The following is a 15,796-nucleotide window of genomic DNA, read 5'->3' as shown; positions in this document are numbered from 1 at the left end:
CGGGCGGGTAATTCGCGAAAGATCCGCCCTCAGTTCGGTGTCGGCGGCCTCATTGCAGGCTCGCCGCAGGCTCCCCGCGACCACCTGACACACTGACGCCCATGGGAACCAATCAGCGCGCGAGCATCGTCATGTCCTCCGATGAAATCGCCGACTTCGTCACCAACAGCCGCACCGGCACGCTGGCCACCATCGGTCGCGACGGCCAGCCGCACCTGACGGCGATGTGGTACGGGGTCGTGGACGGTGAGATCTGGCTGGAGACCAAAGCCAAATCGCAGAAGGCGGTCAACCTCAAGCGGGATCCGCGAGTGAGTTTCCTGATCGAAGACGGTGACACCTACGACACGCTGCGCGGGGTCTCCTTCGAGGGCGTGGCCGAGATCGTCGACGATCCCGAGACCTCGCACCGGGTCGGCGTCAGTGTGTGGGAGCGCTACACCGGCCCGTACACCGACGAGATGAAGCCGTTCGTCGAGCAGATGATGAACAAGCGCGTCTGTGTGCGCATCGTCAGCCGTCGCACCCGATCCTGGGACCACCGCAAGCTGGGGATGGCCCCGATGCCGCTGGGCGGCTCGACCGCGCCCGCCGCGGACTGACGAGCAGACGCAAAATCCCCCTGTTTCGCACCGAAAAGGGGGATTTTGCGTCTGCTCGGCATTTGTAGCCCCGATGGGATTCGAACCCACGCTACCGCCGTGAGAGGGCGGCGTCCTAGGCCGCTAGACGACGGGGCCAGACACGATCCGGAGTGTCAGCATAGCCGAACCCGGAAAGCCTACCTAATCATTCGATCGGGTGACGCTTTGCTGGGGTACCAGGACTCGAACCTAGAATGGCTGAACCAGAATCAGCTGTGTTGCCAATTACACCATACCCCATTGGCCGCCTAAAACCGCTGCTCAGAGCCCGTTTTCGGGTTGGTGCCCGGTCGCGGAACCGCTGAGATCAGTCGTTGAAGACCTTTTGAAAGCCGAAGAGCACACTACCAAAGACTCAGACCGCGATCCCCTCGCGGGCTGAACGCAGTCTGCTCAGGCTGCGGTCCCGCCCCAGCAGTTCCAGCGACTCGAACAACGGCGGGCTGATGGTGGTGCCGGTGGCGGCGACCCGGATCGGACCGAACGCCTTGCGTGGCTTGAGCGCCAGGGCTTCGATCAGCGCACCCTTCAGCGCCTGCTCGATGTGCTCAGTGGTCCACTCGGTCACCGTGTCCAGCGCCGAGATCGCCGCATCGAGTACCGGACCCGCGTCCGTGCCCAGTTCCTTGGCGGCCGCCTTCGGGTCCAGGCTGTACTCGTCGTCGTTGAGGAACCTCAGCAGGGCCCACGCGTCGCCGAGCACCACAATGCGAGTCTGGATCAGCTCGGCCGCGGTGATGAAGTCAGCCTCGTCCAGGTCGAGCCGCTGACCGTGGGTGGTTAGATAATCGCGCAACCGGCCGGTGAAATCCTCGAGGGTGAGCCTCCGGATGTGTTCGGCGTTGAGTGCGTCGGCCTTCTTCTGATCGAACCGGGCCGGATTGGAGTTCACGTCCACCACGTCGAAAGCCGCAACCATCTCGTCGAGACTGAACAGGTCGTGGTCGTCGGCGATCGACCAACCCAGTAGCGCAAGATAATTCAGCAATCCTTCGGGGATGAAACCCCGGTCACGGTGGGCGAAGAGATTGGACTGCGGATCGCGCTTGGACAGTTTCTTGGTGCCCTCCCCCAATACCGTTGGCAAGTGGGCGAATTCCGGAATACGCTGGGCCACCCCGATCCGGATCAGCGCTCGGTACAGGGCGAGCTGGCGCGGCGTCGACGGCAACAGGTCCTCGCCGCGCAGCACGTGGGTGATCTCCATCAGCGCGTCGTCACAAGGATTGACCAAGGTGTACAACGGATCTCCGCTGGCTCGGGTCAGCGCGAAGTCCGGCACCGAACCCGCCGCGAACGTGGTAGGTCCACGCACCAGATCGTCCCAACTCAGATCCTCGTCAGGCATCCGCAACCGCACCACCGGCTTTCGGCCCTCGGCCAGGTACGCCCCACGCTGTGAATCGGTCAGTTGCCGGTCGAAGTTGTCGTATCCCAGTTTCGGATTGCGGCCGGCAGCGACGTGGCGTGCCTCGACCTCGTCGGGCGTCGAGAACGCGTAGTAGGCCTCGCCCGCTTCGAGCAGCCGGCCCACCACGTCCCGGTAGAGGTCACCGCGCTGGGACTGTCGATACGGTGCGTGCGGCCCCCCGACCTCGGGACCTTCGTCCCAGTCCAGTCCGAGCCAGCGCAACGCGTCGAGCAACGCCGAATAGCTTTCCTCGCTGTCCCGCTCGGCGTCGGTGTCCTCGATGCGGAACACGAAGGTGCCACCGGTGTGCCTGGCGTAGGCCCAGTTGAACAACGCGGTGCGCACCATCCCGACGTGCGGTGTGCCGGTGGGCGACGGGCAGAACCGAACTCGTACTGTCACGACTTTCCTTTATGCACAAGCGGATTCGATTTTCGCAAAACGGGATTCGTGAGGGTGCCGATCCCCTCGACGGTGATCGAGACGGTGTCGCCGTCCTCGATCGGGCCGACCCCGGCGGGTGTGCCGGTGAGAATGAGATCGCCTGGCAGCAAAGTCATTACCGCCGAGATCCACTCGATGACGGCGCCGACGTCGTGGATCATCAACGAGGTACGCGCGTGCTGCTTGACCTCGCCGTTGACCTCGGTGCGCAGCTCCAGATCGGCCGGATCGACGTCGGTGACGATCCACGGCCCGATCGGGCAGAAGGTGTCGTGGCCCTTGGCCCGGGTCCACTGGCCGTCGGACTTCTGCTGATCGCGCGCCGACACATCATTACCGATGGTGTAGCCGAGGATGTTGTCTGCGGCCTGCGCCGCCGACACGTCCTTGCATGCCCGGCCGATCACCACGGCCAACTCGCCTTCGTAGTGCACGGGTGATGCGTTGGCGGGCAATCGGATCGGGACGTTCGGCCCGACGATCGCGGTGTTGGGTTTCATGAAGATCACCGGATCCGCCGGTGCCTGGCCGCCCATCTCGGCGATGTGGTCGGCGTAATTCTTTCCGATGCAGACGACCTTGCTGGCCAGTATCGGCGCCAACAGTCGGACGTCGGCGAGCGGCCAGGAGCGGCCGGTGAAACTCGGCGTCCCGAATGGATGTTCGGCGATCTCGCGGGCCGTCATACCGCCCGGATCGTCCAATGGGCCTTCGACGCTGACGAAAGCCACTCCGTCGGGGCTGGCGATTCGACCAAGGCGCATTCGGAAAAGCCTAGCGAGGGTCGCGAGCGCGGCGTAGCCGGGCGCTGCGGGCCCTCGCCATCAGGCCCCGCGAGGGTCGCGAGCGCGGCGTAGCCGGGCGCACCTCGATGACATCGAAGAGGAAACGGCCGGTGCCCACCTCGATAACTCCTTTGCTCAGCACCTCCTTTCCACCTGACATCTGTGCAAGCATGGCTTGATGTCCTCGGACGCGATCAGCGCCGTCACGCGCTGGTCGATGGTCGCCGTCGCGCTGGTGGTGACTGCCAGCGCGTTCAGCTTCATCAACGCCGTCCCATTCCTGATCCCTGCGCTGGAAGCCGCGCGCGGGACACCGCTGTCCGAAACCGGTTTGTTAGCGGTGATGCCGAGCCTGGGCATGGTGGTGACGTTGATCGCCTGGGGCTACGTGGCCGACCTGATCGGCGAGCGCATCGTGCTGACCCTGGGTGCGATGGTGACGGCGGCGGCGGCCTACGCCGCGTCGACGGTCGATTCCCTGCTAACCATGGGAATCCTGCTGTTCATCGGTGGCATGGGCGCGGCCAGCGCCAACCCCGCCTGCGGCCGGCTGGTTGCCGGTTGGTTCCCCCCGCAGCAACGCGGTCTGGCGATGGGAGTTCGCCAGACCGCACAACCGCTCGGAATAGCGATGGGAGCCTTCGTTATCCCGGGGCTCGCGCAAGATGGCCCGCCCGCAACGGGACTGCTGTTTCCGGCTTTGGCGTGCGCGGTCTCGGCGGTGGTCGCCGCCGTCTTCGCCCACGACCCGCCACGCAAACCGCGCCCGCAAGCCGTCCCGGCAGAGTTGACCAGCCCCTACCGCGATTCCACCGTTCTGTGGCGGATCCATGCACTCTCGGCACTGATGGTGATGCCGCAGTCGATGACCGTGACCTTCATGCTGGTCTGGCTACACAAGGATCATGGCTGGTCCGTGGAAGCGGCCGGGACGCTCGTCACCGTCATCGCACTGCTCGGCGCCATCAGCCGCATCGCGGCGGGCCGTTGGTCGGACGTCATCGGGTCCCGGATGCGCCCGATCCGAGCGATCGCGCTGTGCACCAGCGCGACCATGCTGCTGCTGGCGCTCACCAACGACCTCTACCCGGCGCTGGCGGTAGCGCTGATGGTGACGGTGTCGGTCGTCACGGTGATGGACAACGGCCTGGAGGCCACCGCCATCACCGAATTCGCCGGTCAGTTCTGGAGCGGACGCGCTCTGGGCGTGCAGAACACCACCCAGCGCCTGATGACACTGGCCGGCCCGCCGATGTTCGGTGCGGTCATCGGCGCGTTCGGCTACCCGGTGGCGTTCGCGTTGTGTGGACTTTTCCCGTTGGCGGCCGTACCGGTCGTCCCGACGGGGTTGCTGGTGCCCGGAATGGAGGAGCGGCCACCGCAAAGACCTCGCGACGAGGTTGCCCGGTTGCTCGAGTAACGGGTCGCCGACGGCCGCTGTGCGAGCATTAGCGGATGTCCGAAGAGCCGGCGGGCCCCATCGCGCGTTGGTCGATCGTCGTCGTCTCACTGTTCGTGACTGCCAGCTCGTTTCTGTTCATCAATGGCGTCGCCTTCCTGATACCCAGGTTGCAAACCGCGCGCGCGATACCGCTGAACCAGGCGGGTTTGCTGGCGTCCATGCCGAGTTGGGGCATGGTGCTCACACTGATCGCCTGGGGATACGTGCTGGACCGCGTCGGCGAGCGCATCGTGCTGACCGCAGGCACGGCCCTCACCGCGGTGGCGGCCTACGCTGCTGCTTCGGCGGATTCGCTGTTCCTGATGGGAGTTTTCCTTTTTCTGGGCGGCATGGCGGCGGCCAGCTGCAACACCGCCGGCGGCCGGTTGGTGTCCGGATGGTTTCCGCCCGAGCAGCGCGGGTTGGCGATGGGAATCCGCCAGACCGCCCAACCGCTGGGAATTGCCGTGGGCGCGTTGGTCATTCCAGAGCTGGCCGAGCGCGGCGCCCAGGTTGGGCTGATGTTCCCGGCCGCCGCGTGTGCAGTTTCCGCGCTCGCCAGCCTGCTGGGCGTCAAGGACCCGCCCCGCAAGCCCCGCGCGACGGCCACCGACGAAGAATTGGCCAACCCATATCGCGGTTCGCCGATGCTATGGCGGACACATGCGGTGTCGGGATTGCTGATGATGCCGCAGACGGTCACCGTCACCTTCATGCTGGTCTGGCTGATCAACCACCACGGCTGGTCGATCGCCGCCGCCGGTGGCCTGGTCACCATCTCCCAGCTGATCGGCGCCGCGGGCCGCATTCTGGTCGGGCGTTGGTCGGATCGCATCGGATCCCGGATGCGACCGGTGCGGATCATCGCGGGGGCGGCCGCCTTGACGATGTTTCTGCTGGCCTTCGCCGACCACCTCGATTCCCGGCTCGACGTGCTGCTCATGATCGCCATCTCGGTGATCGCGGTGCTCGACAACGGACTCGAGGCCACCGCCATCACCGAGTTCGCCGGACCCTACTGGAGCGGGCGTGCGCTGGGCATTCAGAACACCACGCAGCGATTGATGGCCGCGGCCGGGCCGCCCATGTTCGGTGCGCTGATCAGCGCGGCCGCGTATCCGCTGGCGTGGGCGCTGTGCGGGCTGTTCCCGCTGGTTGCGACGCCGTTGGTGCCTACCCGCGTGCTGCCGCCCGGTCTGGAATCTAGAGCGCGGCTGCAATCCGTTCGCCGGCATCGCCGGTGGCAGGCCGTTCGTCCCCGCGAGTCGCCAGGTAAGTCGCGACCGCCCGATCCACTCGCGCCGCCGCCTCGTCCTCGCCAAGATGGGCCAGCAGCAACGCCACCGACATGATCGCCGCCGTCGGATCGGCGATGCCCTTGCCGGCGATGTCGGGCGCGCTGCCGTGCACCGGTTCGAACATGGACGGATTGGTCCGCGTCGCGTCGATGTTGCCGCTGGCCGCCAGACCGATACCACCGCAGACCGCGGCGGCCAGGTCGGTGATGATGTCGCCGAACAGGTTGTCGGTGACGATCACGTCGAACCGGCCCGGGTCGGTGGCCAGGAAGATGGTGGCCGCGTCGACGTGCTGGTAGGCCACCTCGACGTCGGGGTACTGCTCACCGATCTCCTGCACGGTCCGCAACCACAGGCCGCCGGCGAACGTCAGCACGTTGGTCTTGTGCACCAGGGTCAGGTGCTTGCGACGCTTGCGGGCCCGTTCGAACGCGTCGGTCACCACCCGTCGCACCCCGAAGGCGGTGTTGACGCTCACTTCGGTCGCCACCTCGTGGGGGGTGCCGACGCGGATCGCGCCGCCGTTGCCGGTGTAGGGGCCTTCGGTTCCCTCGCGAACCACGACGAAGTCGATCTCGGGATTCCCGGCCAGCGGACTGTGCACGCCGGGATACAGCCGGGCCGGGCGCAGGTTCACGTGGTGGTCGAGTTCGAAGCGCATCCGCAGCAGCAGGCCGCGTTCCAGGACGCCGCTGGGCACCGACGGGTCGCCGATGGCTCCCAGCAGGATGGCGTCGTGCTCGCGTAGCTCGGGCACCACCGACTCCGGCAGCACTTCCCCGGTGGCGTGAAACCTGCGGGCGCCCAGGTCGTACTCGGTCTTCTCCACGCCGGGCAGGACGATGTCGAGGACCTTGACCGCCTCGGCGACGACCTCAGGCCCGATCCCGTCGCCGGCGATCACCGCTAACTTCAATTGCGCCGCTCCTCCTCATCACTGCGTTCTGCATCGTCGCCGGCGCGTTTCACGACAGGTCGACCACTTCGAGCTTGTTGGCGCCGACCGCCTCGGTGATCTCCGAGCGCACGCCGTCGGGGACGTCCTGGTCCAGCCGCAACAGGATGGTCGCGCTGTCGCCCTCGGTGTCCTCGGACAGCTGCGCGGCCTGGATGTTGACCCCGGCCGCGCCGAGCAGCGTGCCGATCTTGCCGAGCGCGCCCGGCTGGTCGGCGTAGTTGATCACCAGGTTGATGCCCTGGGCGCGCAGGTCGTAGTTGCGGCCGTTGATCTGGACGACCTTCTCGACCAACTGCGGTCCGGACAGCGTGCCGGCGACATTGACCACCGACCCGTCGGCGGCGACGGCTCGCACGTCCACCATGCTGCGGTGGTTCGGGCTCTCGGTGGCCTTGCTGATCTCGGCCGTCACACCGCGGTCCGCGGCCAGGGCCGGCGCATTGACGAACGTCACCGTCTCTTCGATGACAGCCGAGAAGAGCCCGCGCAGCGCGGAGAGCTTGAGCACCTCGACCTCTTCGGCGGCGAGCTCACCGCGCACCTGCACCTGCACGGTTACCGGCAACTCGTCGGACAGCGCGGCTGCCAGCACGCCGAGCTTGCGGGCCAGATCCAGCCAAGGAGCCACCTCCTCGCTGACCACGCCGCCGCCGACGTTCACCGCGTCGGGAACGAACTCCCCGGCCAGCGCCAGCCGCACACTCTCGGCAACGTCGGTGCCGGCGCGGTCCTGGGCCTCGGCGGTCGAAGCACCCAGGTGCGGGGTGACGACCACCTGCGGCAGCTCGAACAGCGGGCTGTCGGTGCACGGCTCGGTGGAGAACACGTCCAGGCCGGCGGCGCGCACGTGGCCGCTGGTGATCGCCTCGGCCAGCGCGGCCTCGTCGATCAATCCCCCGCGCGCGGCGTTGACGATAATGACGCCCGGCTTGGTCTTGGCCAGCGCTTCCTTGCCGATCAGGCCCTTGGTCTCGGGTGTCTTGGGCAGGTGCACGGAGATGAAGTCGGCGCGGGCCAGCAGGTCGTCCAGCGAGAGCAGTTCGATGCCCAACTGGGCGGCGCGGGCCGACGACACGTAGGGGTCGTAGGCGACGATGTGGGCGCCGAACGCGGCGATCCGCTGCGCGACCAACTGCCCGATCCGGCCGAGCCCGACGACGCCTACCGTCTTGCCGAAGATCTCGACGCCGGAGAACTTCGACCGCTTCCAGGTGTGCTCGCGCAGCGTGGCGTCGGCGGCCGGAATCTGGCGAGATGCGGCCAGTAGCAATGCGATTGCGTGTTCGGCGGCGCTGTGGATGTTCGACGTGGGGGCGTTGACCACCAGCACGCCGCGCCCGGTGGCGGCGTCGACGTCGACGTTGTCCAGGCCGACGCCGGCACGGGCGACGATCTTCAGCTTGGGCGCCGCGGCGAGTACCTCGGCGTCGACGGTGGTGGCCGACCGGACCAGCAGCGCGTCGGCCTCGGGTACCGCGGCCAGCAATTTCTCCCGGTCCGGGCCGTCGACCCAGCGCACCTCGACCTGGTCTCCCAGGGCAGCGACGGTCGATTCGGCCAGTTTGTCGGCGATCAGTACAACAGGCAAGTTCACGCGGACAGCCTAGCGGCGACCGTCAGCGCGACGGAGTCGGGCGCAACGGGCCGCCGCCGTCGCGGCCAGCGGCGACCGTCAGCGCGACGGAGTCGGGCGCAACGGGTCGCCGCCGTCGAACCCAGCGGCGACCGTCAGCGCGACGGAGTCGGGCGCAACGGGTCGCCGCCGTCGAACCCAGCGGCGACCTTGCGGCGGCCAGACATCGCTGCGGCCGATTCCCAGAACGACGCCGGCGCTGCTGAGTACGATCCGGCCGTGTCCTCCCCCACCCGCCCGGCGATCTGCGTCAACATGATCGTCCGCAACGAGGCGGCGATCATCGAGGAGACCCTGGACAACATCGCGCCCTACATCAGCTCCTGGGTGATCGTGGACACCGGCTCCGAGGACGGGACCCAGGAACTCATTCGCGATCACATGGCCCGGCTCGGCATTCCCGGGGAGTTGCACGAGCGACCGTGGCGCAACTTCGGACACAACAGGTCCGAGGCGCTGACCCTGGCCCAGGGCCGCGGAGACTACATCTGGGTCCTCGATGCTGACGACAAGGTCACGGGCACTATCGATTTCGGCCAGCTGGGCTATGACCTCTACCAGCTCCGGTATGGCCAAAGCGAAAGCTCCGAGGTGTACTGGCGCCCGAACCTGTTCCGCGACGGGTTACCGGTCCGATACGAAGGCGTGGTCCATGAGTACGTGATGGTGGACTCCGATTTCAGCCACGACCGGCTCGACGGCGACTACTACATCGATTCTCGCCGCCTCGGAGCGCGCAACCGCGACCCGCAACAGAAATACGAGAGCGACCGTGACCTGCTGCTCGCCGAGGTCGAACGCAATCCCGACGATGCCCGGTCGGTGTTCTATCTGGCGCAAAGCTATTTCGATCTGGGCGATTTCGAGAATGCCCGCAGGTGGTATCTGAGGCGTGTCGACATGGGAGGGTGGGCCGAAGAGGTCTACCTATCGATGTACCGGGTCGCGGAGTCGATGTGGTCGATGGGTGCGTCCTGGCCGGAGGTGCAAGACGCCTACCTGCGGGCCTGGGAGTTCCGGCCGACCCGCGCGGAACCGTTGTACGCCATCGCATTTCGATACCGCCTCGACGGGCGTTACCGGCTCGGCTATCTGTTCGCCAAGCATGCCGCCGAGATCGCGTTTCCCGCCGAGGACACGTTGTCTGTCAGCGCGGACACCTACAACTGGGGTGCCCTCGACGAGGCAGCCGTCTGCGCATCGTGGATCGGCGAGCACGCTGAGGCGGTCGCACTCTGGCGGCGAATCCTGGCCCGCCCCGGCGTTCCCGAAGAAGATCGGCAACGCATCGCCGCCAACTGCGACAACAGTGCCACGCGGATGATCGACGCGGCCGCCGCGTACCCCGGTGAGCTGGCGCGGCAGCTGACGGGCGGTCGCCGCCACGCCGAGGTGACGCTCAGCCTGATCGCCGGGCCGGATCGCGCCGGCACCGAGGTGACGCTGAACTCACTGCTGAACTGCTGCACCGACGTCTGGCGGGTCGGGCTGTTTCTGGTGGTCGATGCCGGGCTGTCTGCGGCCGACCGCGCGGTACTGCTCGAGCGGTATCCGTTTCTGGAGTTCTGCCCGTTCCCTCCCGCGGAGTCCCGCGCGGGGCTGTTGGCACAGATCCGGGACCAGATCTACGGACGGTTCTGGCTGCATCTGGATCAGGGTTGGCGGTTCTATGCCGCCGACAACCTGATCACCCGCCTGACCAGCGTGTTGGAGGCCGCGGACCACGTGTTGCAGGTGGCGGTCAACTTCACCGACGCGGACCAGCTCATCGGTGCCAGCGCGACGGACGAAATGGTGTCTCAGGCGCCCGGTGCCGGACGCTACGTGCTGGGCAAGCAGGTGGCGCACGGCCCGGCGATGTTCGACACCGCACGACTGGACCGCCTCGGCGGTATCCGTGCCGATGACCCCGATGCGCTCGCCGAGCTGGGCCGACGAGCCGCAGCCGCCGGGTTGGCGACCGCGAGCCTCGACCAGGTGTTGTGCATCACCTCGGCCTGACCGGTAGGCCCGGTTTGCGCCGAGGATGTCGTCGGCTGTAATTCACAGATGGATGTCACCGTCGTCGGCAGCGGACCCAACGGATTGGCCGCGGCCGTCATTCTCGCCCGCGCCGAACTGAAAGTGCAGGTCATCGAGGCCCAGCCGACCTTCGGCGGCGGTGCCCGCAGCGCCGTCGACATCGACTATCCGGGGATCCTGCACGACGTGTGCTCGGCGGTACACCCGCTGGCACTGGCCTCGCCGTTCTTCGCTGAGTTCGATCTGCCCGGCCGGGGCGTCAACCTTGCCGTGCCCGAGATCTCCTACGCCAACCCGCTACCCGGGCGGCCCGCGGCGATCGCCTACCGGGATCTGGAGCGCACCTGCGCGGAGTTGGACGACGGCGCGTCCTGGCGGCGTCTGCTGGGACCGGTCGCGGCAGACAGCGATGCAGTGGTGGCATTCCTGCTGGGCGACAAGCGCTCGGTTCCGCGCGCGTTGCTCACCGTCGCGCGGTTGGGGTTGCGCATGCTGGCTCAGGGCACCCCGGCGTGGGGGACGCTGGCCGGTGAGGATGCGCGCGCGTTGTTCACTGGCGTTGCCGCGCACGCGATTACGCCGCTGCCGTCTCTGGCGTCCAGCGGTGCCGGAATGATGTTGGCGACGCTGGCCCATGCGGTCGGGTGGCCGTTACCGGTGGGCGGCAGTCAGGTCATTCCGGACGCCCTGATCGAGGATTTGCGGGCGCACGGTGGCGAATTGACGGCCGGCGTCGAAGTCACCGAACCGCCAGAGGGTGTCGCGATCTATGACACGGCACCGACCGCGCTGCTGCGCATCTACGGCGATGCGATGCCGTCGCACTACGCAAAAGTGTTGCAGCGCTACAAATTCGGTGCAGGCGCGGCCAAGGTCGACTTCGTGCTCAACGACGACATCCCGTGGTCTGACCCGCGCCTGCAGCAAGCGCCGACCCTGCACCTGGGCGGCACCCGAGCGGAAATGGCGAGCGCCGAAGCGGATATCGCGGCCGGTCGCCACGCAGAGTTCCCCATGGTGCTTGCGTCGCTTCCGCACCTGGCCGATACCGGCCGGCTCGATGCCGACGGCCGTCGGCCGTTCTGGACCTACGCGCACGTACCGGCAGGATCGCCCGTCGACCCCACCGAAGCCGTGACCCGGGTGGTCGAGCGCTTCGCGCCGGGGTTCCGCGACGTCGTCGTGGCCGCACGCAGCGTTCCCGCCGCGCGAATGTCCGAGCACAACGCCAACTATGTCGGCGGAGACATTTCGGTGGGCGCCAACTCGCTGTTGGGAGCGCTCACCGGCCCGAGTCCGCGGCTAAATCCTTGGAGCACACCGATTCCCAGGGCTTATCTCTGTTCGGCGGCGGCCCCGCCGGGCGCCGGGGTGCACGGCATGGGCGGGTACTACGCGGCGCGCACGGTGTTGCAGCGGGAGTTTGGGATTCGGGAAGTCCCTCCTCTGGGGCCGTTGCCCCCGCGAACGTCACGCTAGCGTGACTGCCGACGCCGAGCGTCACGCCAGCGTGACCGCCACACCGTGCGAAATGGTAGGACCTACTCCGCTGGGTATCACCCCCGACGGCTTCGTTCGGAAATGCAACCGAATCACCTTGAGCTTGTGCGCAATTGTCGACGTTGCCTCGGCTGGTCGAGTGCGCAGAGGGCGCGGCAAATGCCTTATGCCGCGCTCAGCCCGTACCTTTCGGTGTAGGTGACTGCTTGATCGAACTGCTCGAAGCTCAGGCCGTACTCTGCGACCAGCACGTCGCGAGGTTCGCCGCTGCTCACCATGCCCGCGATAGTCACGGGCGATACCCTGCGACCCGGAACCCTTGCATCGCCCCAGTTTCTGCTACGCCACGGCCGTCGCCGGAAACACCACCACCGAGCCATCCTCGCTTCGCGCGATGTCGATCGCCACGTCGGAATTTCGGCGGTCCTGGTTGATGCCGGAAGCGAGGTCTCGAAGGCGGTACGAGGTGTTGAGCAGCATGTCCACTTCGCCGCGCGTAAACATGATGTCGCGTACGCCTCGTGGGCGGGTCAACTGCAGCGACGAAAGACGCTGCAGCACACCAGCGATACCGGATTCCAGTTCCTCCACCCGTTGCTGATCGGCGCGAAGCGATTGCACGAAACTCTCGAACGGATTCGCTGCATCCATCTGCGCATGTTCCACAGCTTGGAGCACGAGCACGCGCTTCTTCAGCGCGATGGCCAATTCGGCGAGATCGAGATGAGCGCGGAAAAGACCACCCTCATCCTTCTCGATTCCATCGAATTTCGTTCGCAGTTTGGCGACTTCGACTGGCCCCTCGCCAAACTCTTCGACAGCGGTCTGCCATTTCTTGAGACGACTGTCCGCCTCGGCGATGGCCGTGTCGATCGCGTAGACCGCGGGGCTCAACCCCACTGAAGCCCCAATTCGCCCTTGGTCCAACAAAATGGCAGTCGCCTTATCAATGGCCGCTCTACAGCCATTGAGCGCCGTCCGTTCGCGCTGCAGGTTGTCATCGTGCAATTTCTCAAGCAGCGAAGTGATGTTCTCGATCGCTCGCTGACGCTCCTGGTCGGCGTGGGCGCTGACACCAACTGCGACTGCCATCAGGACCAACGGAGCTGCGACAGTCAGAGCGCCCGCGCCGGCAGCTGCCACACCAACGGTGGCCGCCGACCCACCCGCCGCGCCCGCGGCTGCGGCTTGTCCCGCAGCAACCGGCACGAAAGTTGCCTGCGCAGCGATGCCGGACGACCCCATCAGAGCGCCGTGAACCCCACCGGATGCCGCTTTGGACACCATCGGTGTGACGAGCCCACTGCCGAATTCGGCAGCGACCTTCGCCGGAACAACCATTCGATACAACGTCTCGCCGCCCGTCTCGACTACCGCGGCGGGTGCCGATTTCGCTGTCTGACTGATCAGCTGCGAGAGTTGCGTAGCCAGAGGACTAGCGGCCTCTAGGTGTAACCCTTTGCTGCGGTCAATGTTGTTCGGCAACGGGTGTGCTTCCAGCGTCGCGATCGGCGCTTCGGCCATCGCCGCAAGTGCAGTCCGCAGGTCGAATAGCCGCTCGGGGGTAATGGTCTCGCCGACTAGCGAGGGTACCGACACGTCACGCGTCGCCAGCGTCCATACGGGCACAAGTGTCTTGCCGCTATCCACCATTGCTAGGCCCTCCTCCCGTCGCCCGGGTACCCACGATATGTGCCCCCTCCGACATGAAGGAAACGATTTGCATAGCGGCGAGATCAAACGGACAGAGCACGATAGCCCCGCGGCGTCCTCACCGGCAACGACCACCTGTGGAAGCGCAATGGCCGCACGGAGGACTCACCGCTACTGCTGGCCCGGCGCGAAGCCCAGTATTTCGCCTCGCTGCTCGAAGACGCGATCCGCCGGCGCGGCGGCAACCAAGCCGTCGACCGGATCCCCTACGTGCAGGAGCTGGTCTTCCTGCATCCCTCCGAATTCGTCTGCGACTTATCTCAGAGCTCGCGCATCAGTCTCTACGGTCTCGACGGCAAGCAAAGGACCACCGGCCTGCCCGGCATCTCCGAGCGGCTGCTCGCACCCGCCCGCCACGACCCGATCAGCGAACGTGACGGCGCGCAAATCGCCGGTCTGATGAAGGCGATCGGTCTGGCTCCGCGCCGCCAGCGTGAGGTCGGCTCCTGGATCATCGACGAGAAGCCCTCGCCGACGGCGACGGCTGGCAGGACTGGCAGGCCTTCCACCACGTGAACACCGAAGACCACGTCCGCGTCCGCTTCTACACGGCCGGCGCGGCCTCCACCAAAGCCGACGACCACGCTCGCAAGCAGGCCGTCACCCAACGAGTACAACCTGCTCTCGCGACTCACCTACGACGGGCTGCAATCCCCGAAAGATCTGGTCAACGAAGCCGAACCTGGCATCGGCCTGGTGTTCCCGCAACGCAAGGGCGATGCGCCGCGCCGCAACCATCTACCGCCGATGAGTTCACCACCCGCATTACGCACGCCGACTTAGATGCTGGCCGAATTCGCATCCCGAAAGTCGCGAACAGCCGACTACCAAAAACTTGCGGCCCAGTCGAGCTCGAATTGCGTAGTGCAACAGTTGCAGCCAAATGGAATCCGAACTCGCGAAAGCGCGGCCGGTGCGCCACGCTGTATCTCAACGAACACAAGAAACTCGCGCAGTTAGTTGGGATTGGTGAACGCCTGACCATATCGGTCAAGGACCGCGTCGTCATCCTGACGTGACTCGTCCGAGCAGAGCCTAGGCTGGCCCCATGACCAAACTCGCTGTCATCTACTACTCCGCCACCGGGCACGGCACCACCATGGCCAAGCGCGTCGCTGCGGCGGCCGAGGCCGCCGGCGCCGAGGTGCGGGTCCGCCACATCGCCGAAACCCGCGACCCGGCCTCGTTCGCCGAGAATCCGGCGTGGACGGCGAATTACGAAGCGACCAAAGACCTTCCGGCGGCCACCGGCGACGACATCGTGTGGGCCGACGCGGTGATCTTCGGCTCGCCGACCCGCTTCGCATCCACCACGTCGCAATTCCAGACGTTCATCGACTCGCTCGGCGGCTTGTGGGCGCAGGGCAAGCTGGCCGACAAGGTCTATGCGGCATGGACTTCGACGCAATCCCCGCACGGCGGGCAGGAGACCACGCTGATCGGCCTGTACACCTCGCTGATGCATTTCGGCGGCATCCTCGTGCCGCCCGGATACACCGACCCGTTGAAATTCGTCGACGGCAACCCTTACGGTGTTGGTCTGATTGCCACTCGCGACAACATCGACGAGCTCGATGACGCGACGACGGATGCGCTGGACCACTTGGCCCAGCGGGTGGTCGCGGTGACCGACCGCCTTACATCGGCGGGCGGTTAGGCGCCCCTGATTAGTCCGCTGGCCAATAACCGACAACGCCGCCGTCGAATCTGAGGCCGGTGCGCGAAAAGCCCTCTCCCACAGCTGCTCTTGCGTCGGGTCGCCGAACGTCACGCTAGCGCAACGGCAGACGCCGAGCGCCACTCCAGCGTGACGCTCGGCGCGAAACCCAAGCACACCTCGCCTAGCCGACCGTCCCGCCTCGCCGAACGTCACGCTAGCGCAACGGCAGACGCCGAGCGCCACTCCAGCGTGACGCTCGGCGCACCACCCGACTTCCGAGCGCGAGC

At 66.5% G+C, this 15,796-nt stretch carries 13 protein-coding genes, 2 tRNA genes and 1 pseudogene; 8 read left to right on the top strand and 8 right to left on the bottom strand.

Annotated elements, in window-relative coordinates; all coding sequences use genetic code 11:
- Positions 1–101: 101 nt before the first annotated feature.
- A complete protein-coding gene (locus AC5Y47_RS03585; protein ID WP_499942030.1) occupies positions 102–602 on the top strand; it encodes a PPOX class F420-dependent oxidoreductase in 501 nt (166 codons plus the stop codon).
- Between the two features lie 65 nt (positions 603–667).
- Here the strand turns inward: AC5Y47_RS03585 and AC5Y47_RS03580 are convergent.
- The 4 genes from AC5Y47_RS03580 to AC5Y47_RS03565 form a co-directional block, all read right to left on the bottom strand.
- Positions 668–740, bottom strand: a tRNA-Glu gene (locus AC5Y47_RS03580).
- A gap of 72 nt (positions 741–812) precedes the next feature.
- Positions 813–884 (bottom strand) — tRNA-Gln (locus tag AC5Y47_RS03575).
- Positions 885–999: 115 nt separating this feature from the next.
- Positions 1,000–2,457, bottom strand: a complete 1,458-nt coding sequence (gene gltX, locus AC5Y47_RS03570) for a glutamate--tRNA ligase (RefSeq protein WP_499942028.1) — start codon at positions 2,455–2,457, stop codon at positions 1,000–1,002.
- Positions 2,454–3,263 (bottom strand): fumarylacetoacetate hydrolase family protein, encoded by an 810-nt coding sequence (locus AC5Y47_RS03565; RefSeq protein ID WP_499942026.1) that lies wholly within the window; start codon positions 3,261–3,263, stop codon positions 2,454–2,456. The genes gltX and AC5Y47_RS03565 overlap by 4 nt, the downstream gene beginning before the upstream one ends.
- 199 nt (positions 3,264–3,462) lie before the next feature.
- Between AC5Y47_RS03565 and AC5Y47_RS03560 the strand changes: the two genes are divergently transcribed.
- Both AC5Y47_RS03560 and AC5Y47_RS03555 read left to right on the top strand, forming a co-directional pair.
- A complete protein-coding gene (locus tag AC5Y47_RS03560; protein ID WP_499942024.1) occupies positions 3,463–4,704 on the top strand; it encodes an MFS transporter in 1,242 nt (413 codons plus the stop codon).
- Positions 4,705–4,739: 35 nt separating this feature from the next.
- A pseudogene (locus AC5Y47_RS03555) lies at positions 4,740–5,795 on the top strand (MFS transporter); the annotation flags it as partial.
- 133 nt (positions 5,796–5,928) lie between these two features.
- On the opposite strand, the gene AC5Y47_RS03550 reads toward AC5Y47_RS03555, so the two are convergent.
- Positions 5,929–6,939 (bottom strand): 3-isopropylmalate dehydrogenase, encoded by a 1,011-nt coding sequence (locus AC5Y47_RS03550; RefSeq protein WP_499942022.1) that lies wholly within the window; start codon positions 6,937–6,939, stop codon positions 5,929–5,931.
- 49 nt (positions 6,940–6,988) lie between these two features.
- A complete protein-coding gene (gene serA, locus AC5Y47_RS03545; protein ID WP_499942020.1) occupies positions 6,989–8,575 on the bottom strand; it encodes a phosphoglycerate dehydrogenase in 1,587 nt (528 codons plus the stop codon).
- A 258-nt stretch (positions 8,576–8,833) separates the two neighbouring features.
- Between serA and AC5Y47_RS03540 the strand changes: the two genes are divergently transcribed.
- Both AC5Y47_RS03540 and AC5Y47_RS03535 read left to right on the top strand, forming a co-directional pair.
- Positions 8,834–10,615, top strand: a complete 1,782-nt coding sequence (locus AC5Y47_RS03540; protein WP_499942019.1) for a glycosyltransferase — start codon at positions 8,834–8,836, stop codon at positions 10,613–10,615.
- 48 nt (positions 10,616–10,663) lie between these two features.
- A complete protein-coding gene (locus AC5Y47_RS03535; protein WP_499942017.1) occupies positions 10,664–12,115 on the top strand; it encodes a phytoene desaturase family protein in 1,452 nt (483 codons plus the stop codon).
- A 185-nt stretch (positions 12,116–12,300) separates the two neighbouring features.
- Here the strand turns inward: AC5Y47_RS03535 and AC5Y47_RS03530 are convergent, their stop codons facing one another.
- The gene (locus tag AC5Y47_RS03530; protein WP_499942015.1) at positions 12,301–12,429 is read right to left on the bottom strand and encodes a hypothetical protein; all 129 of its coding nucleotides are present in this window, start codon (positions 12,427–12,429) and stop codon (positions 12,301–12,303) included.
- A 46-nt stretch (positions 12,430–12,475) separates the two neighbouring features.
- Positions 12,476–13,789, bottom strand: coding sequence for a hypothetical protein (locus AC5Y47_RS03525; protein ID WP_499942014.1), 1,314 nt, complete (start codon positions 13,787–13,789; stop codon positions 12,476–12,478).
- A gap of 270 nt (positions 13,790–14,059) precedes the next feature.
- Here AC5Y47_RS03525 and AC5Y47_RS03520 point away from each other — a divergent pair, with 270 nt between their 5' ends.
- The 3 genes from AC5Y47_RS03520 to wrbA are packed head-to-tail and all read left to right on the top strand — an operon-like array spanning position 14,060 to position 15,506.
- Positions 14,060–14,365, top strand: a complete 306-nt coding sequence (locus AC5Y47_RS03520; protein WP_499942013.1) for a hypothetical protein — start codon at positions 14,060–14,062, stop codon at positions 14,363–14,365.
- On the top strand, positions 14,362–14,868 hold the full coding sequence (locus AC5Y47_RS03515) for a hypothetical protein (protein WP_499942011.1): 507 nt from the start codon (positions 14,362–14,364) through the stop codon (positions 14,866–14,868). The genes AC5Y47_RS03520 and AC5Y47_RS03515 overlap by 4 nt, the downstream gene beginning before the upstream one ends.
- 29 nt (positions 14,869–14,897) lie before the next feature.
- Positions 14,898–15,506 (top strand): NAD(P)H:quinone oxidoreductase, encoded by a 609-nt coding sequence (gene wrbA / locus AC5Y47_RS03510; RefSeq protein WP_499942010.1) that lies wholly within the window; start codon positions 14,898–14,900, stop codon positions 15,504–15,506.
- The last annotated feature ends 290 nt before the right edge of the window (positions 15,507–15,796 follow it).

Source organism: Mycobacterium sp. NGS22, assembly GCF_059813095.1.
Note: the sequence above shows the minus strand (reverse complement) of the source record. Positions and strands in the feature narration are given on the sequence as shown.

What these genes read in the sequence shown, in the direction of transcription:
- AC5Y47_RS03560 (WP_499942024.1), top strand. Translation starts at nt 3,463, where the DNA reads ATGTCCTCGGACGCGATCAGCGCCGTCACGCGCTGGTCGATGGTCGCC.
- AC5Y47_RS03535 (WP_499942017.1), top strand. Translation starts at nt 10,664, where the DNA reads ATGGATGTCACCGTCGTCGGCAGCGGACCCAACGGATTGGCCGCGGCC.
- wrbA (WP_499942010.1), top strand. Translation starts at nt 14,898, where the DNA reads ATGACCAAACTCGCTGTCATCTACTACTCCGCCACCGGGCACGGCACC.
- AC5Y47_RS03565 (WP_499942026.1), bottom strand. Translation starts at nt 3,263, where the DNA reads ATGCGCCTTGGTCGAATCGCCAGCCCCGACGGAGTGGCTTTCGTCAGC.
- AC5Y47_RS03585 (WP_499942030.1), top strand. Translation starts at nt 102, where the DNA reads ATGGGAACCAATCAGCGCGCGAGCATCGTCATGTCCTCCGATGAAATC.
- AC5Y47_RS03525 (WP_499942014.1), bottom strand. Translation starts at nt 13,789, where the DNA reads ATGGTGGATAGCGGCAAGACACTTGTGCCCGTATGGACGCTGGCGACG.